Raw genomic sequence first — 22,198 nt, 5'->3', positions numbered from 1 at the left:
AATGCGCGGCGCAGGCCATTACCTGATCATCCGTGATGCTAGGGACAGGATAGTGGCCTTGTGCCGCATAGGAAAGTGGCACGCCGCCCGGACGCTGTAGCCGATAGCCGTCAAAACGCTATGGCGTTTGGCTTACATCAGCCCTTAGGCCACCGACGGCCGCGGCCTGAGGGTTGTTCTGAGGCGAGCTGAACTCCAGATAACCATCCTCGATCTTGCCGTAACGCAGCAGGGCCAGGTCGAGCAGGTAGTTCTGGTAGAGCTTCCAGGGCGCGCGGTCGCCCTGCTTGGGGATCTTGTCGGCGGCACGCTGGATATAGCCGCTGGCCAGGTCGAGAAAGGGCGCTTCCTTGACCTGACGCCGGGCATCGCGCGGGGTGAACTGGCGCATGCCGATGGCGTCCATGTGCTTGATCAGGCGGCAGAAGTATTCGCTGGAAAGATCGGCCTTGAGGGTCCAGCTGGCATTGGTGTAGCCCAGCACCACCGCGGCATTGGGCAAATCGCGCAGCATGATGCCGCGATAGCCCATGCTCTTGGCCGCATCGAAGGGCACGCCATCCACCGCCACCTGCATGCCGCCGAACAGCTGCAGCTCCAGGCCGGTGGCACTGACGATCACGTCGGCCGGCAGTACCTGGCCGGACTTCAGGCGAATACCCTTGGCGGTAAAACCGTCGATAGGCTCGGTGACCACCGAGGCCTTGCCCGTGCGCAACACCTTGAACAGATCGCCGTTGGGCACCGCGCAGACTCTTTCGTCCCAGGGTTTGTAGCGCGGGCTGAAGTGGCGCATGTCGAAATTCGCCCCCAGCTGACGCCGGGCCAGACCGAGGAGAACCTTGCGCACCAGGCCCGGCAAGGCCTTGGACAGTTTGTAGAAACCCAGCTGGATAGCCACGTTGCGCGTACGCGCCAGGCGATAGACCCAGGTTTCCGGGAGAAACCGGCGCAGCGCATTGGAGATCGGATCCTCCTGCGGCAGGCTCACCACATAGGTCGGCGAGCGCTGCAGCATGGTCACATGCCTGGCCTTGTCGGCCAGCGCCGGCACCAGGGTCACCGCCGTCGCACCGCTGCCGATCACCACCACGTTCTTGTCGCTGTAGTCGAAGTTCTCCGGCCACAGCTGCGGGTGGATAAACGCGCCCTGGAACTGCTCACGCCCCTTGAACTCCGGGGTATAGCCGGCGTCGTAGCGGTAATAGCCGGTGCACATCAGCAACTGGTTGCAGCTCAGGCTGAGCGGCGCAGACTCATCGCCGCGCTGCACCTGCAGGGTCCAGCGCGCGCTGGCGCTGCACCAGTCGGCCTGGAGCACCCGGTGCCGGTAGCGGATCTTGCCGTCGATGGCGTTTTCCCGCGCCGCCTCCTGGATATAGCCGAGGATCGACGGGCCGTCGGCAATCGCCAGCGGATTGCTCCAGGGCTTGAAGTTATAGCCGAGGGTGAACATGTCCGAGTCGGAGCGAATGCCCGGATAGCGGAACAGGTCCCAGGTGCCGCCCATGGCCGCACGCCCCTCGAGGATGGCGAAATCCTTGTCCGGGCAATGCTTCATCAGATGATAGGCCGCACCGACGCCGGACAACCCGGCCCCGATGATCAAGACGTCCAGATGCTCGGCAGACATGGCGCTTCCTCAGGCTTTCTCTTACTGAATGTGGGCCGACACCTGCCGGCCAGTAGTACTCGCCAGATTCACCCCCGACAGCGCTTTTGTCATCCAACCTTTAGTGGTGTGAGCAGCCGCCGACTGACCACAGTTATGCCTGAAGAGTGACCTGAACGCCCAGAAGTACGCCCGGCGATCAGAAGCTGTTGCGCAGCACCACCTCATTGAACGGCAGCTTGCCAATACGCGGCTTCGGCTCGATGGTCTTCTTGCCGACCGCGACCATCAGGGCGATCACATGGTTGGCTGGCAGCTTGATCAGCTTGGCCACGGCATCGAAATCGAAGCCGTCCATCGGGCAGGAATCCAGGCCCTTGCCGCGCGCGGCCAGCATCAGGGTCTGCGCCATCAGGCCGCAGCTGCGCATGGTTTCGTCGCGCTGCACCTGGGGCTTGTCGCGGTAATAGGTGTCGATGGCACCGGCCATATAGGCCTGCACTTCTTCTGGCGCGCCTTCCCAGGCGCGGCCGACGTTCTCCTGCCAGCTGTCGAGCTGGGCGCAGACCACCACCAGCATCGAGGCATCGGTCACCTGCGCCTGACCCCAGGCCACTTCACGCAGTTGCTCACGCTGCGCCGGATCGCTGACCTCGACCAGACGCACATGCTGCAGGTTGAACGCCGACGGCGCGAGCAGCGCCAGTTGCAGCAGTTCGTCCTTCTCGGCATCGCTCAGGGTAAATGCCGGGTCATAACCTTTGACGGCGCGGCGACTGCGGATGGCTTCATCGATATGCATGGGGGGCCTTGTATGCAGGGTGGGAAAGGCCGCAATCCTAGGCACTTGTCCGCGCCAATGCCAAACGCCTTTGGCGATATAAACTATCGACGAAGCCGATTTATCGATAGCGCCTGATACCATTCTCGCCCCACCCGATTGATGACAGCCATGACCCCAACCGCTATCGCCACCCTGCACCAGCACCTGCTAGCCGCCCTGAGTGCCGCACCCAGTGAAACCCGCCGCCTGTTTCACGGCCGCGGTCGCTGCTGGCCGGGGCTGGAACAGGTCACCGTGGACTGGCTGCAGGGCGTGTTGCTGGTGGCGCTGTTCAAACCCGTCGGCGATGCCGAACTGCAGGCGCTGCACAGGATGCTGCTGGACCTCAGCCAGAGCACGGCCTGGCTGCAAAGTGGTGCGCACAGCCTGTTGCTGCAACAGCGCTACCTGCCCGAAAGCCCCACACAATGGCTGCTTGGCGAGCCCGTGGAGCACTGGGATATCTGCGAACACGGCCTGCGCTACCGGCTCGACCTGGGCAGAAAGCAGAACAGCGGGCTGTTTCTCGATATGCGCCTGGGCCGCCAATGGGTGCAGGCGCAGGCGGCGGGCAAACGCGTGCTCAATCTGTTCGCCTACACCTGCGGCTTCTCGGTGGCGGCGCTGGCCGGTGGTGCACGCCAGGTGGTCAATCTGGACATGGCCAGGGCCGCCCTCAACCGCGGCCGCGACAACCACCGTCTGAACCAGCACGACCTGAGCCAGGTGGTGTTTCTCGGCCACGACCTGTTCAAGTCCTGGGGCAAGGTGGCCAAGTACGGCCCTTTCGATCTGATCATCGTCGACCCGCCCTCCTTTCAGCGCGGCAGCTTCGTGCTGGGCAAGGATTACCCGAGAGTCCTGCGCCGTCTGCCCGAGCTGCTCACTACCCAGGGCAGGGTGCTGGCCTGCAGCAATGACCCGGAAATCGGCCCCGACTACCTGATCCAGGCCATGGCCGACGCGGCCCCCGAACTGCGCTTCGTCGAGCGCCTGGACAACCCGCCGGAATTCCCCGACAGCCAGCCGGACAGTGCCCTGAAGGCCCTGGTATTTCGCCGCCCCTGAGCCGCTGCAGCCGCTATTGCAACGTGCACCGCAGCGCCTAGGCATGCCTCGCCGTGTGGGCGGGCACAAGCAAACCATGGCGAATGTCCTACACGGATTGGCGTCGTTTCGCCCTGTTATCCCAGGCCCTGCGCACCTAATCTACCCACATCCACTGAGTCGCAAGGAAGCACTCGGGATCAAGGACGATCGACCATAGCCAGGCTGGCTGCCAACAGGAGGTTGGAATGGTCAGGTAAAAAACCCGCCTCGGCGGGTTTTTTGTTGTCTGCGCGCAACGCGCTCACAGACGCCAGTCGCAGCAGGCCCACGCGACAAGGCCGACCCAGTAAAGACAGCTGCCGCAGCAGGGCCTCTCGCAAGCCGGACAGACCGCGAGCGGCGGAGCCGATGACCGGCTATTTAACCGATTGCAGCTGCACTTCTTCGACCGCATCGACCCGCTCGGGTACCTGCACCCCGGTCAACTCGCTGATCAGCTGCCACTGCTCGTCCAGCTCGTGACTCACCGCTTCCATCCGGGTGATCATCTTCGCCCCGGCATTGCGCACATCCGGCTCGTGGCTACGCAGCAAGTCGAATGACAGCGACGTCAGCGAGGCCGTCAGGTGGGTGATGCTGCGCGTGGTCAGCATCAACAGTTCGGTCAGTTGCTGTTCTTTCAACGTCATGAGTGGCCATCCTTGCCAGGCGAAATTAGAGTTGTGGAGGTGCCGCAAACCAGGTGGCGGTGTAGCAGAACAGCAACAGCGATGCGGCGGCGATAACGAGTTTATTGGTCATTGGCGAGATCCTTTCGCGAGAACACCCCCCTCTACAGAAACGGGGAAGACAAGATTTAACCCAAGCCACCTGCCAGGGCAAGCCCCATGCAACCATGCCCAGGCCGGTCGCGGCAGGACTGCTGGGGGCGCGATAGAAAGCCTGCGCCCCGCAGCGAACGGGCTACAGTCAACTGACCTCACCCGCGCAGGAAAGTGCCTCTATGTTTCTACGTCCTCTCACCATCGGTCTGGCTGCGGCATTACTGCTCGGCGGCTGCGCCAGCAACACCACCCAACCGGCGCAGTACTCGGGATTTCTCGGCGATTACTCGCAGCTACAACCGGCGCAGTCGGCCAGCGGTGCGCCGGTGATGCGCTGGGTCTCGCCAGAGCTGGACCTGCAACGCTACCGTTCGGTCGTCGTCGAGAAGCCGCTGTTCCACCCCGCACCGCAACCCAGCGCCCAGGTCAGCCAGCAGACCCTGGACGCCATCGCCGTCTATCTGCAGCAGGCCATGCAGCGCGAGCTGGCCGGACGCCTGCGCATCGTCAACCAGCCGGATCAGGACAGTCTGGTGCTGCGCTCGGCAATCAGTGCGGTGAATCTCTCGGTGGAGGGCCTCAAGGTCTACGAAGTGATACCCATCGCCCTGGTGGCGGCGGCGGCCAGTACCGCAGCCGGCACCCGTGACCTGAATACCGAGATCTATATCGAACTGGAGGCCATAGACGGCCGCACCAGTCAGCCCATGGCACGGGTGGTGCGCAAGGGCCATGGCCTGCAACTGGAAAACGACAGCACCCAACTGCGCCTGGCGGATATCAAGCCGGTGCTGGACAGCTGGGCCAAGGATGCGCGCACCTTCAACCCCTGAGCCCGGGCGGGCTCAGGCAAACACGAAGTACTTGCGCACGGTCTCGACCACTTCCCAGGTGCCCTTCATCCCCGGCTCGACGATAAAGATATCGCCGGCCCTGAGGTGAATCGGCTCCTGGCCTTCGGGGGTGATGATGCAGTAGCCCTCCTGGAAGTGGCAGTACTCCCACTTCTCGTAGGCCACCTGCCATTTGCCCGGGGTGCAGATCCAGGTGCCCATGATCTTGCTGCCGTCTTCCGAGGTGTAGGCATTGAGGTTGACGGTGTGTGGCTCGCCGGCAAGCCGGGTCCACTTGCAGGCATCGAGCAGGGGCAGCGGCTGGGTGTCGCGCAGTACGGTAATAGGACCCATGGTGACTCCGAAAAATGAGTGGAATGGCCCGCGCAAGTCTAGGCCGCCAGCACCATGCTCAGGGGTCTGGACTCGACTTCCAACTGCCTGGAAGCGCCAGCGCCTTGCCTCTCAAATGGCCCGCATCACGGCACGCTGGGCGCGCGCACGTCGGGAGGTTGACAGGCCGTTGAAAAGCGTAGGCGAGGCAGCCGAGACAAGGCAAAAACAGGCGAGGAAGCGGAGTTTACGAGTTGTAAATGAGCATTCCGAGCCTGTTTTTAACGCCGTATCGGCAACGTAGGTAGTTTTTCAACGGACTGTTAAGCTGTGGCCATGAGTACAGCTCCCTATATCTCGCCGCTCGACCCCAGCCGCACGGATGCGTCTTCTGGCCTGCGCATCGGCGGTGACTGGACGCTGGCCCATTACGCCCGCCTGGAGACCGAGGTACTGGCCCTGCGCGACAGTCTCGGCGGCGATGCCGAGATCGATCTGCAGGCCTTGGGCGCGCTGGATACCACCGGCGCGGCGCTGCTGGTGGAGCTGCTCGGCAGCCAGCGTCTGACCGAGCTGGCCACCCAGGCACCGGGCCTGGCCGCCGAACGCCGCGCCCTGCTGCAGACCGTGGGCAACGCCATCGCCGAGGCGGGCCAGCTGCTGCCGGCCAAGCGGGTAGCCACCTGGCGCGAGATGCTCGGCCATATCGGCCAGGCGGTGGATGACCTCTATCGGCAATGCGTGGCGCTGCTGGGCTTTATCGGCCTGACCCTGAGCACCATGCTGAAAATCCTCCTGCGCCCCGGACGCTGGCGCATGACCTCGCTGGTCGCCCACCTGGAGCAGAGCGGGCTGAACGCCGTGCCCATCGTCGCCCTGCTGACCTTTCTGGTCGGTGCGGTGGTGGCCTTTCTCGGGGCGACCATCCTCGCCGACTTCGGCGCGAGCATTTACACCGTCGACCTGGTGGCCTTCTCCTTTCTGCGCGAGTTCGGCGTGCTGCTCACCGCCATCCTGATGGCCGGACGCACGGCCAGCGCCTTTACCGCGCAGATCGGCTCGATGAAGGCCAACGAGGAGATCGACGCGATCCGCACCCTGGGCCTCGACCCGCTGGAGCTGCTGGTATTGCCGCGGGTGTTCGCCATGCTGATCGCCCTGCCGATCCTGACCTTTATCGCCATGCTCAGCGGCATCCTCGGCGGCGCGATGGTCTGCGCCCTGAGCCTGGACATCTCGCCGACCATGTACCTGGCCATGCTGCAGGAGAATATCGCCCTCAAGCACTTTCTGGTGGGCATGGCCAAGGCCCCGATATTTGCCTTTCTGATCGCCGTGATCGGTTGCCTGGAGGGCTTCAAGGTCACCGGCAGCGCCCAGTCGGTGGGCGAGCGCACCACCTCCAGCGTGGTCCAGTCGATCTTCGTGGTGATCCTGCTGGATGCGGTGGCGGCGCTGTTCCTGATGGAGATGGGCTGGTGAGCGGCGAGGCGATCATCGAGGTGCGCGAACTGGTCAACCGCTTCGGCGCGCAGACCGTGCACCAGGACCTGAATCTGGACCTGTACCGTGGCGAAGTGCTGGGCGTGGTCGGCGGCTCGGGCACCGGCAAGTCGGTGCTGCTGCGCAGTATTCTCGGCCTGCGCCGGGCCAACTCCGGCAGCGTGCAGGTGTTCGGCGAGACGCTGCTGGAGCTGCCCCCGCAGCAGCGCTCGCAACTGGAGCGGCGCTTCGGCGTGCTTTACCAGCGCGGTGCGCTGTTTTCCTCGCTGACGGTGACGGAGAACATCGCCCTGCCGCTGATCGAACACGCCGGGCTCAAGCGTGCCGCCGCCGAGCGCCTGGCCCTGGTCAAACTGGCCCTGGTCGGCCTGCCACGGGAGGCCGGCGACAAGTATCCCAGCGAACTGTCCGGCGGCATGATCAAGCGCGCCGCCCTGGGGCGCGCCCTGGCCCTGGAGCCGGAGATCCTGTTTCTCGATGAACCCACCGCCGGCCTCGACCCGATCGGCGCGGCGGCCTTCGACCAGTTGATCCTGACCCTGCGCGACGCCCTGGGCCTCAGCGTATTTCTGGTCACCCACGATCTGGACACCCTCTACACCATCTGCGACCGGGTCGCGGTGCTGGCGGAAAAACGCGTGCTGGTGGCCGACCGCCTGGACGTGGTGGCCGCCACCGACAACTCTTGGATTCACGACTACTTCAACGGCCCGCGTGGACGCGCCGCCGCACAGGCCGCCACCCGCGAGCCAGGGAGCGTTTAAATGGAGCCCCGTGCCCATCATGTGTTGATTGGCCTGTTTACCGTGCTGATGGTCGCTGCCGCCCTGGGCTTCGCCCTGTGGCTGGGCAAATCCAACTCGGACAAGGAATTCAAGCACTACGAGGTGATCTTCAACGAAGCGGTCAGCGGCCTGTCCCAGGGCAGTGCGGTGCAGTACAGCGGGATCAAGGTCGGCGATGTGATCAGCCTGACCCTGGACGTCAACGACCCGCGCAAGGTCCATGCGCATATCCGCGTCAACGCCAACACGCCGATCAAGGAGGACACCCGCGCACGCCTGTCGATCACCGGGATTACCGGCGCGGCACTGATCCAGCTGCACAGCGGCACCCCGGACAGCCCGCTGCTCAGAGGCAAGGGCGGGCAGCTGGCGCAGATCATCGCCGACCGCTCGCCGCTCTCAAGACTGATGGCCAACGGCGAGGACCTGGTGATCAGCGTCACCCGCCTGCTCAACCGCGCCAACCAGCTGTTCTCCCGGGACAACGTGAAAAGCATCGGGCGCACCCTGGAACATATCGAACAGACCAGCGCCAGCGTCGCCGAACAGCGCGACGAACTGCGCCAGGCCCTGCAGCAGATGAGCCTGGCCAGCCGCGAGGCCGCCGAGCTGATGCGCAACGCCAACCAGCTGATCAACGGCCAGGGCCGTGCAGCGGTCGATAACGCCAACCGCCTGATGGCCTCCCTGGAACGCAGCAGCGTCACGATCGAGAGCCTGCTGAGCGACAACCGCGAGGCCCTCGATGGCAGCCTGCAGGGCCTCGGCGAACTCGGCCCGACCATTATCGAGCTGCGCGAAACCCTCAGCGCCCTGCGCTCCTTTTCCCGCCGCCTGGAGGAAGATCCGGCCGGTTACCTGCTGCGCAGCGACAGCATCAAGGAGTTTCAACCATGAGTCGCCTTCGCCCCCTCGCCGTTCTGCTGCTGGCCGGTCTGCTCGGTGCCTGCTCGATCCTGCCGAAGAGCCCGGTGCTGAGCATCTACCGCCTGCCGGCCAGCGCCCTGCCCGAACAGAGCGCCGGCCCGCGCAGCGACTGGGCCCTGCGGGTGAACACGCCCTACAGCAGCCAGTTGCTCGACAGCACACGCATCGCCGTGCTGCCGCCGGGGGATCAGCTCAACGTCTACCAGGGCGTGCGCTGGAGCGACCGCGCACCGCTGCTGCTGCGCGACCGGCTGATCGCCGGCTTTATCGACGACGGTCGGATCGCCGCCATCAGCAGCGATGCAAACCGCCTGCACGCCGATCTGGAGCTGGACAGCGACCTGCGCGTGTTCCACAGCGAATACCAGGACGGTCGCCCAGTGGCGCGAATCCTGCTGGAGGTCCGCCTGGTGCAGAGCGGCAGCCTGCGCATCCTCGCCAGCCGCCGCTTCGACATCAGCCAGACGGCCAGCGACAGCTCGGTGGCGGCGGTGGTCAACGCCTTCGGCCAGGCCGGCGACCAGCTGACCCGCGAGCTGCTGGACTGGACCCTGGCGCGCGGCCAGGCCTCCCGCGCACCATAACGCCACAGACTTGACCAAACCGCACAAGGAGCAGCGAGCATGGACATATTTATGCAGGCCGCCATCGACGAAGCCCGCCAGGGCCTGGCCGCAGGCGGCATCCCGATCGGCTCGGTACTGGTGCACAAGGGCCAGATTATCGGTCGCGGCCACAACCGCCGGGTGCAACAGGGCAGCGCCATCCGCCATGGCGAGATGGACGCCCTGGAAAACGCCGGCCGGCAAAGCGCACAGACCTACCGCGAGTCGGTGCTCTACACCACCCTCTCGCCCTGCGCCATGTGCAGCGGGGCGATCCTGCTGTACGGCATCCCCAGGGTGATCATCGGCGAGAACCAGAGCTTCCTCGGCGAAGAAGCGCTGCTGCGCGAACGCGGCGTGCAACTCGACGTGCTGCACAACGGCGAATGCCTGCACCTGATGCAGGGCTTTATCGCCGCCCAGCCGACGCTGTGGAACGAGGACATCGGCGAGTAGACCCAACCAGGGCCGCGTGACGGCAGCGCCTGGCGTCTACAGCGAGCCATGCACCTGGCGCGAGTCGCTCGGTGCCTGTTCGCGCTCGTGCAGGCCATAGTCGCGCACCACCTCGGCCACCCGCAGCCGGTAGTCGGCGAACACCCCGCCACGCCCGGCCGCCTGAGCCTGGCGGTGCACCTCCAGGGTGCGCCAGCGCTTGACCGCCGCCTCGTCCCGCCAGAAGGATAACGACAGCAGCTTGCCCGGCTGGGAGAGGCTGGCAAAGCGCTCCACCGAGATAAAACCATCCACCTGTTCGAGTTGCTCGCGTAGCGCCGCCGCCGTGTCCAGGTACTCCGACTCCCGCCCTGCCCGGGGCTGCACCTCGAAGATCACCGCGATCATGCTGCAACCCCCGCGCAACCAGGCTGGAGGCCCAGGGTGCCTTCGACGCCCTCGACGAAGGAACGCTCCTCACGCAGGATAAAACGCATCTGCTGGGCCATGGCGAAGTTGGCGCGCCCCTCGGGATCATTCTTGAGCCGTGCGCGATAGGCCTCGTAGGCGGCCAGGCTGGCAAAGCCGATCAAGCCCCAGGCCACATGGTTGCTCCCCTCATACGGCAGGAAGTAGCCAAGCAGCTGGCCGCCGCAGCGTGGGATGATGCGCCCCCAGTTCTCGGCATACGCCTGGAAGGCGGCGCGCTGAAACGGATCGATTTCATAGCGGATTACACACGTGATTTGCATGGGGTCACTCCTGTGGCTGGTGGAGAGACCTTAGCCAATTGCCGCTGCCCTATGGTTCGACTAGGATCGAACCATGATCGAAGGCCCCAACATCACCCGTATCGCCGCCCTGCTCGGCGACAACGCCCGTGCCGCGGTGCTGTCCGCGCTGATGGCCGATCGCGCGCTGACCGCCACCGAGCTGGCCGATATCGCCGGCGTGACCAAACAGACCATCAGCTCGCACCTGGGCAAATTGCTCGACGCCGGCCTGCTCAGCGTCGACCAGCAGGGTCGGCATCGCTACTTCCGCCTGGCTGGCCGGGAAATCGCGCAACTGCTCGAGTCGATGATGGGCCTCGCCTTGCACGCCGGGCCGCCGCTGCCGCGCACCGGCCCCCGTGACCTGGCCTTGCGCCGCGCACGGGTCTGCTACGACCACCTGGCCGGGGAGCTGGGGGTGCTGGCCTACGAGGGGCTGCTGCGCCGCGAGCTGCTGCAACAGCTGGAAGCCGGGCCAGCGCTGACCCACAGCGGGCGACAGTGGTTTCGCCAGATCGGTATCGACCCCGATGCCCTGGCGCTGCAACGTCGTTCATTCTGCCGGGCCTGCCTGGACTGGAGCGAACGCCGCCATCATCTGGCCGGCGCGCTCGGTGCCGCGCTGTTTGTGCGTATCCAGGAACTTGGCTGGGCCAGGTGCGTGGACGACTCGCGCGTGGTGGCGTTCACCACGGTCGGGGAGCGGTCATTCCGCGCCTGGTTCCAAGCGTCGCCTGGCGAGCCGCTCAGCCGCCCCGCAGAGACTGCAACCACTGCGCCGGATGCACTCGCGCGCTAGCCGCTGCCGCACTCACCCCGCGGCTCAGACCTGCACCCTGAGCCACTCGCGCACCTCGGCATAGGGATACTCCTCAAGGGCGGCGAAACCGTTGAGCTGGCGGGCCTTGAGCCTGGTAAACAACGGCACGCTGATGCCGCAGAGAAAGCGCGTCAGGCATTCGGCGCTGGGCTCGCCGCCTTTAAGCTCCTGATATTTGCGCATAAAGCCGTCGCACAGGCTGTGCCGATCCTTGTTCGCCAGCGCCGGCAAGGTCGGCGGCGCTGGCAGATGGGCGACGTGCCCCAGGCACACCGAGCAATGGCCGCACTGCTGCGGCGCGTTGGCATCGCCGAAATAGGCGGCCAGGCGCTGGCTCAGGCACTGCTCGCTGGCGAACAGGGCGAGCATGGCGTGAATCCGGCGGATCTCGCTGGCCTCCTGCTGGCTGAAATATCCATGCAGTTCGGCGCTCAGGGCGAGCGGATCAAACCCCGGGTCGAGCAGCGCATAGACCTCGGTCATCTGCTTGCTTTCCAGCTCGACCCAGCCCTTTTCCTGAAAGTAGTCCAGGGCCTTGATCACCCGACTGCGCTCGGCCTGGTGCTGCTGGTAGAGCAGGTCGAAATCCACCGTGCACCAGGTGCGGGCGCGCTGCGAGGTGGCGATCAACGCCTCGACGAACTGCCGCCGCTCGCCGTCGAACCTGGCGACCAGCGCCTCGGACTCCAGCAGGTACTTGAAGCGATATTCGGCGAAATAGGCGTAACGCGGAGCGATGATGCCGCGTAATTCCAGCTGCACCAGCAGGGTCTTGAGCGGTAGCTGGCGGATATTGCTCTGTTCGGAAAGCTGGTTAAGCATCAGCTCCCATTCGCCGTTCTCACTCTCACTCAGCAGCTTATCCAGCACACAGCGAATGCCCTCCAGCTCCGGCGTATCGCCGTAGACGAAGTTCTCCAGCAGGCTGAGGCTGTCGCGGTTGGCCAGCACCAGGCAGTCGGACGGCTGCCCGTCACGGCCGGCGCGGCCGATTTCCTGGCTGTAGTTCTCGATGGACTTGGGCAGATCGAAATGCACCACATTGCGGATATCCGCCTTGTCGATGCCCATGCCGAAGGCGATGGTGGCGACGATGCAGTTAATCCGCCCCGCCATAAACTGGCGCTGGATCGCCTCGCGTGCCTCATGGGCCATGCCGGCATGATAGGCGCTGGCGGCGATGCCGCGCTGGCTCAGGCGTTCGGCCACCTGTTCGGCAGTCTTCTGCTGGGTCACATAGACGATGCTCGGCTGCCCGGCCTTGGCTCCCAGCCACTCGATCAGGCGGCGCTGCTTGTCGGCCCCGCCGACCGGCTCCACCAGCAGGTTCAGATTGCTCCGGTAGAAGCCGGTGGTGACCACATCAGCGGCGGCGATGGCGAATTTCTTCTGCATATCGGCAATCACCGGCGGCGTGGCCGTGGCGGTCAGCAGCAGCACCTGGGGAATGCGGAACTGGCGCTGGTAGTCCGGCAGCTTGAGGTAATCGGGGCGGAAGTTGTGCCCCCACTCGGAGATGCAGTGGGCCTCGTCGATCACCAGCAGGGAGATCGGCACCTGGGCGATAAAGTTGCGAAAGCGCTCGTTCTTCAGGCGCTCCACCGAGATCATCAGAATCTTCAGCTCGCCGGATTTCGCCCGGGCCATTACCGCACTGGCATCCTCGCGGCTCTGCGCCGAATCGATACTGGCCGCGCTGATGCCACGGGCATGCAGAAAGGCCAGCTGGTCCTGCATCAGCGCCAGCAGCGGCGACACCACCAGGCACAGGTGCGGCAAGTGCAGGGCCGGCAGCTGATAGCACAGCGACTTGCCCGAACCGGTGGGAAAGATCGCCGCCGCCGAACGTCCGGCCAGCACGGCCTCGACCACCCGCTGCTGGCCGGGGCGCAATTGCTGAAAGCCGAACACCGCGGCGAGACTCTGCTGGTACATAAGGCATTCCTTGGTTTGTACAGGTTCTGAAGCCGCATTGTAGGCGGCACGGCAACCCCTGGGGGGCAGCGCCGGAAAATCGCAATTGACACGTGCACACATATGCACATAACTTACCAACCATGGACAACCCGATACCCCGCAAACAGCAAGCCGTCGAAGCCGCCATCGCCACCTTCGACAGCACCTTCTTCAAGGCCCTCTGCGAGCCCTCTCGGATCGGCGTGCTCAAACGCGTGATGCTGCTGGGCCGCGCCGATATCAGCGAGATCGCCGCCGACCTGCCCCAGGAGCGCTCGGTGGTTTCACGCCACCTGCAGACCCTGCTGGATGCCGGCATTCTGCGCACCGCCAAGGAGGGTCGCCAGGTTTTCTACGAGGTCGACGGTCCGGCTATTGTCAGCCGCCTGGAAGCCATACTGCAGCAATGCAAGGCCATCGCCCCCTACTGCTGTCCCGGCGCACCCGATTAACAGGCTGTTGAAAAACTACCTGCGTTAACGCGGTCACGACCGCATTTTTTCTGGCCCGCCAGCCCTGGCGGCCAACCGCTGAGCCGTCGCTACGCGACGTTAAGAATTGCTTTCGGCAATTTTTTTAAACCCAAATACGTGCATAGGTGCGCATATATGAATACTTCCAGACAACACACGGTGATCGTCATAGGGGCCGGCCAGGCCGGATTGGCCATGGGCTGGCACCTGCAGCGCCAGGGCGTGGATTTTCTGATCGTCGAAGCCGGCGAACGCCCGGGCGGCAACTGGCGGCATTACTACGACAGCCTCAGGCTGTTCTCCCCGGCGGCCTACTCCGCCCTGCCGGGCCTGCCCTTCCCCACCAGCCCCGGGCACTACCCGCGGCGCGATGAGGTGGTGGACTACCTGGAACAGTACGCCGCGCACTTCCAGCTGCCGATCCGCTACAACAGCCGAATCGAGGGGGTCAGCCGCCAGGGCGCGGGCTTCAAGTTGCACGGCGCGGATGGCCTGGACTACCGCTGCGAGGCCCTGGTGGTGGCCTCCGGGGCCTTCAACCAGCCCCATATACCGGACTGCGCCGGACTCGCGGACTTCACCGGCACCCTGCTGCACAGCAGCGCCTACCGCACGCCCGAGGCCTTCGCCGGCCAGCGCGTGGTGGTGGTCGGCGCGGCCAACTCGGCGGTGCAGATCGCCCACGAACTGGCCGCGGTGGCCGAGGTGACCCTGGCTACCCGGGAAAAGGTGCGCTTCTTCCCCCAGCGCCTGCTCGGCATCGACTTTCATGCCTGGCTGCACTGGAGCGGGCTGGAGCGCACCCGCTGGCTCAGTGACCAGAGCACCCCGGTGCTGGACGACGGCAGCTATAAACGCGCCCTGCTGGCGGGCCGCTACCGACAGCGCACGCTGTTCCAGCGGGTCGAGTCCGATGCCGTGATCTGGGCAGACGGCAGCCGCGAACCAATCGATACGCTGCTCTTCGCCACCGGTTTCAGGCCCAATCTGGCCTTCCTTGCCGGCTTGCCCGTACAGGATCGACAGGGCCAGGTGCTGCAGCGCAACGGCCGCGCCAGCCAGGTGCAGGGGCTGTTCTTCGTCGGCCTGCCGAGGCAGCGCAACTTCGCCTCGGCCACCCTGCGCGGGGTCGGCCCCGACGCCGCACACCTGCTGCCCGCCGTGCTCACCCACCTGCGACGGACGCAGAGGCACGCACTGCAGGGTCTGGCGTGAACGCCGCGCTGGATCTGCTCGCCCTGGGCAGCGCCTGGCTGGTGATGTTCAGCCTGGCGCTCAACGCCCCCGCGACACTGACGCGCTCCGGCGGCTGGCTCGTCGCCACGCTGCTGGGCTATCTGTTGCCGGGGCTGGGTCTGCTCGCGCTGGCCGGGCTGGGGCTCGCACCGCCACACCTGCTGGGCCTGGCCCTGTGCATTGCGGCCGGCTTCGGCACGTCGGGTGCCGCCCTGCATCGCCTGGCCGGCGGCGATGCGCAGCAGGCCGCGCGGCTGGTGATTGGCAGCAGCCTGCTGGCAGTGCCGCTGATGTTCTTGCTGGTGGCCGTCACCCTGGGATCGGCGGCGCAGATGCCCCTGCTGGGCAAGGTCCTCCTGCTTGGCTTGCTGGGCCAGGCCCTGCCCTATGTCCTTGGCCGGGGCCTGCTACGCTGGCGGCCAGATCTCGGCCGCCGGCTGGCAGCGCCACTGGAACGGGTGGCCGGGGTGGCGGTCATCGGCCTGATTGCCCTGATCGCTCAACAGACCCTGCCGCGCCTCGTCGTCCAGGTCGAACTGCTGGTGGCCGCCAGCCTACTGGTCGGCCTGTTACTGGCGGCCAGCCTGGGCCGACAGCGGGTGCATGAAGGCAATCCGCAACTGCTCCTGCTGGTGCGCAACCTCGGCGGTGCCATTCTGCTGACCCGGGTGCTGCCGGAACCGGGTGAGGTGCTGCTGGCCATCACCGCCTTCGGCGTGCCGATGTACGCCGCAGCCCTGCTTGGCCTGCTGTGCTACCGCCACGGGCTGCGGCAGCCCATCGAGGATTAACTTCCTAGCAGCACGCCGGCTATTACCAATCCGACTAACAGACCCCGAGACACTGGAGTACATTAAATTCATTGCTGGCGACATAAGGAGATGAGTATGCAGCCATGCGGTTTCAACGGCAGCTTGCCGGTTACCCACTAGATCGCTCACTAGGCCAGATGGCCGCGCAGCAAAGACCCCGGTCTACCCCGGAGTAGCTGCCGCGAACAGCGGGCCGATAGATGATCGGTTTGGTCGTACTCAAGTTCGCCGTGAGCTGTGCCAAACACTAGACCTAACGCCGCCATACAACTCGAAAGCGCCAGCGGCCGCCCGTGACATATCGACAACTATCTGGCAGTAGCCAGCCATGCTGAAGTCGACAGTCGCCAAGGCAGAGGCACTGGAAATCGCCTGAGTTGCCAACCCGTTAAGTCTGTGGCCCGAGCCAGCCACACAGGCAACACCCGAGGCCGTGCTGAGCGGCCACCCGAGCTGGATTGCAATGCAACGCGAAAAACGTGCCCGATCTGTTCGCAGATACGCACCCAAAGCCGCCTCAGGGCGGCTTTTCCGTTTCTTACTGCACCACAGAGCATCGTGGGAGGGGCTTTAGCCGCGACAGCTCCTTAGAAGCCCGTCGCTAACAGGCCGTTGAAAAACGTAGGCGAGGCAGGCAAGACAAGGCAAAAGCGGCCAAGGAAGCGGAGTGTACGAGCTGTACATGAGCATTCCGAGGCCGCTTTTAACGCAGTATTGCCAACGCAGGTAGTTTTTCAACAGCCTGCTAAAGCGCCTCCCACAGGTTAGCGCGGTGATTTCCATGCATAAAAAAACCGCCAATTAAGGCGGTTTTTTCAACGCGACGGTTACAGCTTAGAGTTGCGGGCCGGCATCCTTGATGGCAGCGCTGACGTCGAACTTCTGGAAGTTGTCGATAAACAGCTTGGCCAGGGTCTTGGCGGCTTCGTCGTAGGCGTTCTGGTCTGCCCAGGTGTTGCGCGGGTTGAGCAGGTTGGTTTCCACGCCCGGTACCGACTTCGGCACGCTCAGGTTGATGATCGGCAGCTGCTCGGTCTCGGTGCCGATCAGCGCGCCGCTCTGGATCGCCGCGATCACGCCACGGGTGGTGGGGATGTTGAAGCGCTTGCCGACGCCGTAGCCACCGCCGGTCCAGCCGGTGTTGACCAGGTAGACCTTGGAGTTGAAGCCGCGGATGCGCTTGATCAGCAGCTCGGCGTACTCGCCAGCCGGACGCGGGAAGAACGGTGCGCCGAAGCAGGTGGAGAAGGTCGACTTGATGCCGCTGCCGCTGCCCATCTCGGTGGAACCGACCAGGGCGGTGTAGCCGGAGAGGAAGTGGTAGGCCGCCTGCTCTTCGTTGAGGATCGACACCGGTGGCAGCACGCCGGTCAGGTCGCAGGTAAGGAAGATCACCGCGTTGGGCTCGCCGCCGAGGTTCTTCTCGCTACGCTTCTCGACGAACTCCAGCGGGTAGGCGGCGCGGCTGTTCTGGGTCAGGCTGTCATCGGTGTAATCCGGTACGCGCTCCTCGTTGAGGACGACGTTTTCCAGCACGGTACCGAACTGGATGGCTTTCCAGATCACCGGCTCGTTCTTCTCGGACAGGTCGATGCACTTGGCATAGCAACCGCCTTCGATGTTGAACACCACGCCTTCGCCCCAGCCGTGCTCGTCATCGCCGATCAGGTAGCGCGACTCGTCGGCCGACAGGGTGGTCTTGCCGGTGCCGGACAGGCCGAAGAACAGGGTCACGTCGCCCTCTTCGCCGATGTTGGCGGCGCAGTGCATGGGCAGCACGTCTTTTTCCGGGAGCAGGAAGTTCTGCACCGAGAACATCGCCTTCTTCATTTCACCGGCGTAGCGCATGCCGGCCAGGAGAACCTTCTTGGCGGCGAAGTTGATGATCACGCAGCCGTCGGAGTTGGTGCCATCACGCTCAGGGGAGCACTCGAAGTTGGCCACGTTGAGCACTTGCCACTCGTCCTTGCCGGCCGGGTTGTAGGCCGGCGGGTTGATGAACAGCTGGCGGCCGAACAGGTTCTGCCAGGCCGTGGCGGTGGTCATCTTGACCGCCAGGTAGTGTTCTTCGGCGGAGCCTACATGGACGTGGGAAACGAAGCGGTCCTGATCCTGGCTGAATGCCTCGACGCGATCCCACAGGGCATCGAACTTGTCGGCGGGGAACGGACGGTTGATCGGGCCCCAGGCGATTTTCGCCTCGGTGCTCGGCTCTTGCACGATAAAGCGATCCGCCGGCGAACGACCAGTGCGGTGGCCGGTACGTACGACCAGGGCACCGCTGGCGGCCAGCTCGCCCTCACCGCGGCGGATGGCTTCTTCGACCAGTTGTGCTGCGCTGATGTCGGTGTACACGGCGTTGTTGGCTTGCGTCATGGGGGTCCCCGTCGGCCAGGCGGCCGAGTCTTCCGAACGTTTTGTAGTAGAAATGACAGCACTACTACAGCGAAAAAAGTGCGCCGGATTATGCCAGAAAAACTCGACTGCGGGTGCAGCCTCCGATCAGATCAATTCGGCGCGGCTTGTGACAATTTGCCTCAGTGGCGGGTATCCGAAGGTGCCTCCGTGCTGCCGTCGATAAACAGCTGCAGCACATCGGCGGCATCGAAAAGGTAGCGTTCGTTGCAGAACTCGCAGTCGATTTCCACCGTACCGCCGTGCTCCTGCACCAGGGCTTCGGCGTCGGCCTGGCCCAGGCTGATCAAGGCCCTGGCCGAGCGCTCCCGGGAACAGCTGCAGCGGAACTGCAGGGCCCGCGGATCGAACAGGCGCAGCGGCTCTTCGTGATAGAGGCGGTGCAGCAGGGTCTGGTTATCCAGGCCGAGCAGCTCTTCAGCCTGCAGGGTGTTGGCCAGGGCGATAGCGTGCTGCCAGCTGGCTTCGCGCTCCTCCGGCTCCTTCAGGCGATCGGCCGGTAGCTGCTGCAGCAGCAGGCCGCGGGCGCGCTGGCCATCGGCGCAAAGCCAGAAGCGGGTGGGCAGCTGTTCGGAGGTTTCGAAGTAATTGGTCAGGCAATCGGCCAGGGTTGTGCCCTGCAGGTCGACGATACCCTGGTAGCGCTGCCCGGACTCGGGGTCGACGGTGATGGCCAGCACGCCATCGGGCATCAGCTCGCCCAGCGCGGCGGCGGCACCGACCTGCTCGGCGTGATAGCGGGCAATACCGCGCAGCTCGCCGGCGCTGGAGCACTCGACCATCAACAGCGGCACGGCACCGGATGATCGCGCCTGGAGTATCAGCAGGCCTTCGAATTTCAGGGTGCCAATCAACAGCGAGGCGGCCGCCAGCAGCTCGCCGAGCAGCTGGGCCACCGGCTGTGGGTAGCTATGTTTGGCCAGCACGTGGTGGTAGCTGTCGCTCAGACCGACCAACTCGCCACGGATATCGCTGTCGTCGAATAAGAAGCGTTGGGAAAAATCAGACATGCCAACTTCACTGAATGTGACTCGGCCCGCGATTTTAGGCGCAAATGCCCGCCCGACCAAGGGCCTCTTATCTATCGGCGCGGCCAACACAGGCTATCGCCGCCGACGCCGGTCACAGTTGCCGACAAAAGGCAGGGGGAAACTTTGCAATCCGGGAGTCGAGCCCCTAGCATGCCGGCCGCCATATGCCCCTTATAAATGACAAGGACGCCACTGCATGAGCCCCCCCTTTATCAACCCTCACTGGCGCAGCCGCCCGCTGCTCGCCTGCCATATCGTCGCCCTGCTCCTGCTGGCCAGCTGGCTGTGGGCACCCAGCCGCGCGCTGTGGGACCAGTTCGACCTGCAACTGTTCGCCCTGCTCAACCAGCCGGTGCACGCCGCCGGCCTCTGGGCCAAGACCTGGGCCATCGGCAGCATGCGCCCGGTGGACATGGGCGTAGGCCTGCTGATGCTGGCGGTCATGTTCAAGGCCGATCTGGTGTTCAGCGGGCCGCAGGTGCGCAAGGCGCTGTTCGCCTTTCTCGCGGCCCTGTTGGTCATGCTGCTGTTTCGCGTCGGCTTCGCCGAGCTGGTCAAGCTGATGGACTGGCAGCGCCCCAGCGCCTCCCTGGCAGTGGAAGGCGCGGCGCGCCTGACCGAACTGTTCCCGGACTGGGAAGAGCGCTGGGACATGAAGGACAGCGCGACCCGCAGTTTCCCCGGCGATCACGCCTCGGTCTTGCTGTTATGGGCGATGTTTATGAGTTTCTTCGCGCGCACCTGGCGCTTGCTGCTGGTCTGGACCATGGCCATGGTCTTTATGCTGCCGCGCCTGGTGGCGGGCGCGCACTGGGGCTCGGACGCCCTGGTTGGCGGCGTGTTCCTCAGCCTGTTGGGCCTGGCCTGGGCCTGTTTCACCCCATTCGCCTACCAGGCCAGCGAATGGCTGGAGAAAGTCACCCTGCCCCTGACCCGCCAGCTGGCCAGGCTGCCGCTACTGGGCCGCCTGAGCATCATCAGCGGGCGCTAGGAGCTTCGCGGCGGCAGGCCTTGAGCCAGCCGCCGCGCCTTGGCACAGACGCTAGTCCTGATTGCCGTGAAACTGCTGAAACTGCCGGCGCTGCTTCTTGCTCGGCCGACCATCGGTCTGCACGCCCAGGGCACCGGCCTTGCGCTGCGCGGCAGCCTGCTCGCGGCGCTCGATGCTGGCCGCCGTTTCGGCGTACAGCGCCTGGGCCTCGGGCGCGCCGCGACGCACCGCCGACAGCGCCTGCACCACCACGCTGCGCTCATCGAAGCCGATGCGGATCACATATTCGTCGCCCACCCGGGGTTCCTTCCCCGGCTTGCAGCGCTCGCCCCGGCAATGCACCTTGCCGCCCTCTATCGCCGCCTTGGCCAGGGCGCGGGTCTTGAAGAAACGCGCCGCCCACAGCCATTTGTCCAGGCGGATCTTGCCGTCGTCTTTATCGTTCATGGGACTTCCAGTCGCTTCGGTCACTTAGCGGACATTTTGCCTGATGCAGTTGTCACAAGGGCCAACTAGAATGCCGGGAAATTTTGTGGGCTGCCCCTTTGAAGACTTTTGACCAACTTGGCGTGATCGGCCTGCGCGAATGGATCAACCTGCCGGATCTGGGCATGATCGGCCTGCGCGCCAAGATCGATACCGGGGCCAGCACCTCCTGCCTGCATGCCAGCGATATCCAGCCGTTCGACCGCGATGGCGAGCCCTGGGTGCGCTTTACCGCCCACCTCGGCACCCTGGTGCAGCGCCGCCACCGCTGCGAGGCGCAACTGGTGTCGGTGAAGACCATCAAAAGCTCCAACGGCCACAGCCAGTCGCGCTATGTGATCCGCACCAGCGTGACCCTGGGCGAGCGCCAATGGCCGGTAGAATTCACCCTGACCTGCCGCAAGACCATGCGCTACCGAGTGCTGCTCGGCTCCAAGGCCCTGATCGCCGGCCAGTTGCTGGTCAACCCGGCGCTGACCTATGTACAGAACAAACCCACCCTCGCTGACCCTCCTGGTGCCCAATGAAGATCGCCGTGCTGTCGCGCAATCCGCGCCTGTATTCCACCCGCCGCCTGGTCGAGGCCGGCCAGCAGCGGGGTCACGAAGTGGTGGTGATCGACACCCTGCGCGCCTATATGAACATCGCCAGCCACAAGCCGCAGATCCACTACCGTGGCCAGCCCCTGGAGGGTTTCGACGCGGTGATCCCGCGCATCGGTGCCTCGGTGACCTTCTACGGCTGCGCGGTACTGCGGCAGTTCGAGATGATGGGGGTGTTCCCGCTCAACGAATCGGTGGCCATCGCCCGCTCGCGGGACAAGCTGCGCTCGCTGCAACTGCTCTCAAGGCGCGGCATCGGCCTGCCGGTGACCGGCTTCGCCCACTCCCCCGACGATATCCCCGACCTGATCCATATGGTCAACGGCGCACCGCTGGTGATCAAGGTGCTGGAAGGCACCCAGGGCATCGGCGTGGTGCTGTGTGAAACCGAGAAGGCCGCCGAGTCGGTGATCGAGGCCTTTATGGGCCTCAAGCAGGACATCATGGTCCAGGAATACATCAAGGAAGCCGGCGGCGCGGATATCCGCTGCTTCGTGGTCGGCGACAAGGTGATCGCCGCAATGAAGCGCCAGGCCAAACCCGGCGAGTTCCGCTCCAACCTGCACCGCGGCGGCTCGGCCAGCCTGATCAAGATCACCCCGGAAGAACGCATGACCGCGATCCGCGCCGCCAAGGTCATGGGCCTGTCGGTGGCCGGGGTGGATATCCTGCGTTCCAACCACGGCCCGCTGGTGATGGAGGTCAATTCCTCGCCGGGCCTGGAAGGCATCGAAACCACCACCGGCAAGGATGTCGCCAGCCTGGTGATCCAGTACCTGGAGAAGAATGGCGGCCCGCATCTGACCCGCACCAAGGGCAAGGGCTAGCAGGCAACGGCGAACGCCCCGGTCAGGGCTACACACACTCGAGTCG

24 protein-coding genes are annotated in these 22,198 nt (G+C 64.8%); 14 read left to right on the top strand and 10 right to left on the bottom strand.

All coding sequences use genetic code 11. The features are described from left to right. Nucleotides 1-118: 118 nt before the first annotated feature. Together AACY13_RS01060 and AACY13_RS01055 are read right to left on the bottom strand one after the other, a co-directional pair. Complete coding sequence (locus tag AACY13_RS01060) at nt 119-1,633, bottom strand: flavin-containing monooxygenase (protein WP_339458518.1); 1,515 nt, start codon at nt 1,631-1,633, stop codon at nt 119-121. A gap of 178 nt (nt 1,634-1,811) precedes the next feature. Continuing rightward, a complete protein-coding gene (locus AACY13_RS01055; RefSeq protein ID WP_339458516.1) occupies nt 1,812-2,414 on the bottom strand; it encodes a nitroreductase family protein in 603 nt (200 codons plus the stop codon). 150 nt (nt 2,415-2,564) lie between these two features. Between AACY13_RS01055 and AACY13_RS01050 the strand changes: the two genes are divergently transcribed. Then, nucleotides 2,565-3,503 carry a class I SAM-dependent methyltransferase gene (locus AACY13_RS01050; RefSeq protein ID WP_339458514.1) on the top strand — a complete coding sequence of 313 codons (939 nt, stop codon included), beginning with the start codon at nt 2,565-2,567 and terminating at the stop codon, nt 3,501-3,503. A gap of 398 nt (nt 3,504-3,901) precedes the next feature. Here AACY13_RS01050 and AACY13_RS01045 read toward each other — a convergent pair whose 3' ends face one another. Further along, nucleotides 3,902-4,174: a hypothetical protein gene (locus tag AACY13_RS01045; protein ID WP_339458512.1), complete on the bottom strand. Its 273-nt coding sequence runs from the start codon at nt 4,172-4,174 to the stop codon at nt 3,902-3,904. Nucleotides 4,175-4,488: 314 nt separating this feature from the next. On the opposite strand from AACY13_RS01045, the gene AACY13_RS01040 reads away from it, so the two are divergent. Beyond that, nucleotides 4,489-5,142 (top strand): DUF3313 domain-containing protein, encoded by a 654-nt coding sequence (locus tag AACY13_RS01040; protein WP_339458510.1) that lies wholly within the window; start codon nt 4,489-4,491, stop codon nt 5,140-5,142. Between the two features lie 12 nt (nt 5,143-5,154). Here the strand turns inward: AACY13_RS01040 and AACY13_RS01035 are convergent, their stop codons facing one another. Continuing rightward, nucleotides 5,155-5,496: a cupin domain-containing protein gene (locus AACY13_RS01035; protein ID WP_339458509.1), complete on the bottom strand. Its 342-nt coding sequence runs from the start codon at nt 5,494-5,496 to the stop codon at nt 5,155-5,157. Nucleotides 5,497-5,811: 315 nt separating this feature from the next. Here AACY13_RS01035 and AACY13_RS01030 point away from each other — a divergent pair, with 315 nt between their 5' ends. The 5 genes from AACY13_RS01030 to AACY13_RS01010 are packed head-to-tail and all read left to right on the top strand — an operon-like array spanning nt 5,812 to nt 9,751. Next, nucleotides 5,812-6,957, top strand: a complete 1,146-nt coding sequence (locus AACY13_RS01030) for an MlaE family ABC transporter permease (RefSeq protein WP_339458506.1) — start codon at nt 5,812-5,814, stop codon at nt 6,955-6,957. After that, on the top strand, nt 6,954-7,742 hold the full coding sequence (locus AACY13_RS01025) for an ABC transporter ATP-binding protein (protein WP_339458504.1): 789 nt from the start codon (nt 6,954-6,956) through the stop codon (nt 7,740-7,742). Before AACY13_RS01030 ends, AACY13_RS01025 begins: the two co-directional genes overlap by 4 nt. After that, nucleotides 7,743-8,660 carry an MlaD family protein gene (locus AACY13_RS01020; RefSeq protein ID WP_339458501.1) on the top strand — a complete coding sequence of 306 codons (918 nt, stop codon included), beginning with the start codon at nt 7,743-7,745 and terminating at the stop codon, nt 8,658-8,660. Next, nucleotides 8,657-9,274: an ABC-type transport auxiliary lipoprotein family protein gene (locus AACY13_RS01015; RefSeq protein WP_339458499.1), complete on the top strand. Its 618-nt coding sequence runs from the start codon at nt 8,657-8,659 to the stop codon at nt 9,272-9,274. Before AACY13_RS01020 ends, AACY13_RS01015 begins: the two co-directional genes overlap by 4 nt. A gap of 39 nt (nt 9,275-9,313) precedes the next feature. Next, nucleotides 9,314-9,751: a nucleoside deaminase gene (locus AACY13_RS01010; RefSeq protein ID WP_339458497.1), complete on the top strand. Its 438-nt coding sequence runs from the start codon at nt 9,314-9,316 to the stop codon at nt 9,749-9,751. Nucleotides 9,752-9,787: 36 nt separating this feature from the next. Here AACY13_RS01010 and AACY13_RS01005 read toward each other — a convergent pair whose 3' ends face one another. Together AACY13_RS01005 and AACY13_RS01000 are read right to left on the bottom strand one after the other, a co-directional pair. Continuing rightward, the gene (locus AACY13_RS01005; RefSeq protein WP_339458495.1) at nt 9,788-10,138 is read right to left on the bottom strand and encodes an antibiotic biosynthesis monooxygenase family protein; all 351 of its coding nucleotides are present in this window, start codon (nt 10,136-10,138) and stop codon (nt 9,788-9,790) included. Continuing rightward, nucleotides 10,135-10,482, bottom strand: coding sequence for an NIPSNAP family protein (locus AACY13_RS01000; RefSeq protein ID WP_339458492.1), 348 nt, complete (start codon nt 10,480-10,482; stop codon nt 10,135-10,137). The genes AACY13_RS01005 and AACY13_RS01000 overlap by 4 nt, the downstream gene beginning before the upstream one ends. 73 nt (nt 10,483-10,555) lie before the next feature. Here AACY13_RS01000 and AACY13_RS00995 point away from each other — a divergent pair, with 73 nt between their 5' ends. After that, a complete protein-coding gene (locus AACY13_RS00995) occupies nt 10,556-11,302 on the top strand; it encodes an ArsR/SmtB family transcription factor (protein WP_339458489.1) in 747 nt (248 codons plus the stop codon). A 24-nt stretch (nt 11,303-11,326) separates the two neighbouring features. Here AACY13_RS00995 and AACY13_RS00990 read toward each other — a convergent pair whose 3' ends face one another. Then, entirely contained in the window at nt 11,327-13,258 is a 1,932-nt protein-coding gene (locus AACY13_RS00990; protein ID WP_339458486.1) for a RecQ family ATP-dependent DNA helicase, read from the bottom strand. Nucleotides 13,259-13,380: 122 nt separating this feature from the next. On the opposite strand from AACY13_RS00990, the gene AACY13_RS00985 reads away from it, so the two are divergent. The 3 genes from AACY13_RS00985 to AACY13_RS00975 all read left to right on the top strand — a co-directional run bounded on the left by AACY13_RS00985 (nt 13,381) and on the right by AACY13_RS00975 (nt 15,779). After that, nucleotides 13,381-13,731, top strand: a complete 351-nt coding sequence (locus AACY13_RS00985) for an ArsR/SmtB family transcription factor (RefSeq protein ID WP_339458484.1) — start codon at nt 13,381-13,383, stop codon at nt 13,729-13,731. 156 nt (nt 13,732-13,887) lie between these two features. Then, nucleotides 13,888-14,967, top strand: coding sequence for a flavin-containing monooxygenase (locus AACY13_RS00980; RefSeq protein WP_339458481.1), 1,080 nt, complete (start codon nt 13,888-13,890; stop codon nt 14,965-14,967). After that, nucleotides 14,964-15,779, top strand: coding sequence for a hypothetical protein (locus AACY13_RS00975; protein WP_339458479.1), 816 nt, complete (start codon nt 14,964-14,966; stop codon nt 15,777-15,779). Before AACY13_RS00980 ends, AACY13_RS00975 begins: the two co-directional genes overlap by 4 nt. 855 nt (nt 15,780-16,634) lie before the next feature. Here AACY13_RS00975 and AACY13_RS00970 read toward each other — a convergent pair. Together AACY13_RS00970 and hslO are read right to left on the bottom strand one after the other, a co-directional pair. After that, a complete protein-coding gene (locus AACY13_RS00970; RefSeq protein ID WP_339458477.1) occupies nt 16,635-18,176 on the bottom strand; it encodes a phosphoenolpyruvate carboxykinase in 1,542 nt (513 codons plus the stop codon). Nucleotides 18,177-18,337: 161 nt separating this feature from the next. After that, nucleotides 18,338-19,225 carry an Hsp33 family molecular chaperone HslO gene (hslO, locus tag AACY13_RS00965; RefSeq protein WP_339458474.1) on the bottom strand — a complete coding sequence of 296 codons (888 nt, stop codon included), beginning with the start codon at nt 19,223-19,225 and terminating at the stop codon, nt 18,338-18,340. A gap of 217 nt (nt 19,226-19,442) precedes the next feature. On the opposite strand from hslO, the gene AACY13_RS00960 reads away from it, so the two are divergent. Beyond that, nucleotides 19,443-20,237 (top strand): phosphatase PAP2 family protein, encoded by a 795-nt coding sequence (locus AACY13_RS00960; RefSeq protein ID WP_339458472.1) that lies wholly within the window; start codon nt 19,443-19,445, stop codon nt 20,235-20,237. Between the two features lie 51 nt (nt 20,238-20,288). Here the strand turns inward: AACY13_RS00960 and AACY13_RS00955 are convergent, their stop codons facing one another. Then, nucleotides 20,289-20,684: an RNA-binding S4 domain-containing protein gene (locus AACY13_RS00955; RefSeq protein WP_339458470.1), complete on the bottom strand. Its 396-nt coding sequence runs from the start codon at nt 20,682-20,684 to the stop codon at nt 20,289-20,291. 98 nt (nt 20,685-20,782) lie between these two features. Between AACY13_RS00955 and rimB the strand changes: the two genes are divergently transcribed. Next, nucleotides 20,783-21,250 (top strand): retropepsin-like aspartic endopeptidase RimB, encoded by a 468-nt coding sequence (gene rimB / locus AACY13_RS00950; protein ID WP_445262511.1) that lies wholly within the window; start codon nt 20,783-20,785, stop codon nt 21,248-21,250. Continuing rightward, on the top strand, nt 21,247-22,152 hold the full coding sequence (gene rimK, locus AACY13_RS00945) for a 30S ribosomal protein S6--L-glutamate ligase (protein ID WP_339458467.1): 906 nt from the start codon (nt 21,247-21,249) through the stop codon (nt 22,150-22,152). The genes rimB and rimK overlap by 4 nt, the downstream gene beginning before the upstream one ends. Nucleotides 22,153-22,198: the final 46 nt, after the last annotated feature.

The sequence above is a fragment of the Pseudomonas sp. EA_105y_Pfl2_R69 genome, from assembly GCF_963970915.1.
In the GTDB taxonomy this organism is placed as follows: domain Bacteria; phylum Pseudomonadota; class Gammaproteobacteria; order Pseudomonadales; family Pseudomonadaceae; genus Aquipseudomonas.
This window is presented reverse-complemented; position numbering and strand designations above follow the sequence as displayed.

Coding starts and splice junctions, on each gene's coding strand:
- AACY13_RS01045 (WP_339458512.1), bottom strand. CDS start 4,174: ATGACGTTGAAAGAACAGCAACTGACCGAACTGTTGATGCTGACCACG.
- AACY13_RS00980 (WP_339458481.1), top strand. CDS start 13,888: ATGAATACTTCCAGACAACACACGGTGATCGTCATAGGGGCCGGCCAG.
- AACY13_RS00955 (WP_339458470.1), bottom strand. CDS start 20,684: ATGAACGATAAAGACGACGGCAAGATCCGCCTGGACAAATGGCTGTGG.
- AACY13_RS00995 (WP_339458489.1), top strand. CDS start 10,556: ATGATCGAAGGCCCCAACATCACCCGTATCGCCGCCCTGCTCGGCGAC.
- hslO (WP_339458474.1), bottom strand. CDS start 19,225: ATGTCTGATTTTTCCCAACGCTTCTTATTCGACGACAGCGATATCCGT.
- AACY13_RS01040 (WP_339458510.1), top strand. CDS start 4,489: ATGTTTCTACGTCCTCTCACCATCGGTCTGGCTGCGGCATTACTGCTC.
- AACY13_RS01005 (WP_339458495.1), bottom strand. CDS start 10,138: ATGATCGCGGTGATCTTCGAGGTGCAGCCCCGGGCAGGGCGGGAGTCG.
- AACY13_RS00985 (WP_339458484.1), top strand. CDS start 13,381: ATGGACAACCCGATACCCCGCAAACAGCAAGCCGTCGAAGCCGCCATC.
- AACY13_RS01055 (WP_339458516.1), bottom strand. CDS start 2,414: ATGCATATCGATGAAGCCATCCGCAGTCGCCGCGCCGTCAAAGGTTAT.
- AACY13_RS01050 (WP_339458514.1), top strand. CDS start 2,565: ATGACCCCAACCGCTATCGCCACCCTGCACCAGCACCTGCTAGCCGCC.
- AACY13_RS01060 (WP_339458518.1), bottom strand. CDS start 1,633: ATGTCTGCCGAGCATCTGGACGTCTTGATCATCGGGGCCGGGTTGTCC.
- AACY13_RS01030 (WP_339458506.1), top strand. CDS start 5,812: ATGAGTACAGCTCCCTATATCTCGCCGCTCGACCCCAGCCGCACGGAT.
- AACY13_RS01000 (WP_339458492.1), bottom strand. CDS start 10,482: ATGCAAATCACGTGTGTAATCCGCTATGAAATCGATCCGTTTCAGCGC.
- AACY13_RS00970 (WP_339458477.1), bottom strand. CDS start 18,176: ATGACGCAAGCCAACAACGCCGTGTACACCGACATCAGCGCAGCACAA.
- AACY13_RS01010 (WP_339458497.1), top strand. CDS start 9,314: ATGGACATATTTATGCAGGCCGCCATCGACGAAGCCCGCCAGGGCCTG.
- AACY13_RS00960 (WP_339458472.1), top strand. CDS start 19,443: ATGAGCCCCCCCTTTATCAACCCTCACTGGCGCAGCCGCCCGCTGCTC.
- rimK (WP_339458467.1), top strand. CDS start 21,247: ATGAAGATCGCCGTGCTGTCGCGCAATCCGCGCCTGTATTCCACCCGC.
- AACY13_RS01020 (WP_339458501.1), top strand. CDS start 7,743: ATGGAGCCCCGTGCCCATCATGTGTTGATTGGCCTGTTTACCGTGCTG.
- AACY13_RS01015 (WP_339458499.1), top strand. CDS start 8,657: ATGAGTCGCCTTCGCCCCCTCGCCGTTCTGCTGCTGGCCGGTCTGCTC.
- AACY13_RS00990 (WP_339458486.1), bottom strand. CDS start 13,258: ATGTACCAGCAGAGTCTCGCCGCGGTGTTCGGCTTTCAGCAATTGCGC.
- AACY13_RS01035 (WP_339458509.1), bottom strand. CDS start 5,496: ATGGGTCCTATTACCGTACTGCGCGACACCCAGCCGCTGCCCCTGCTC.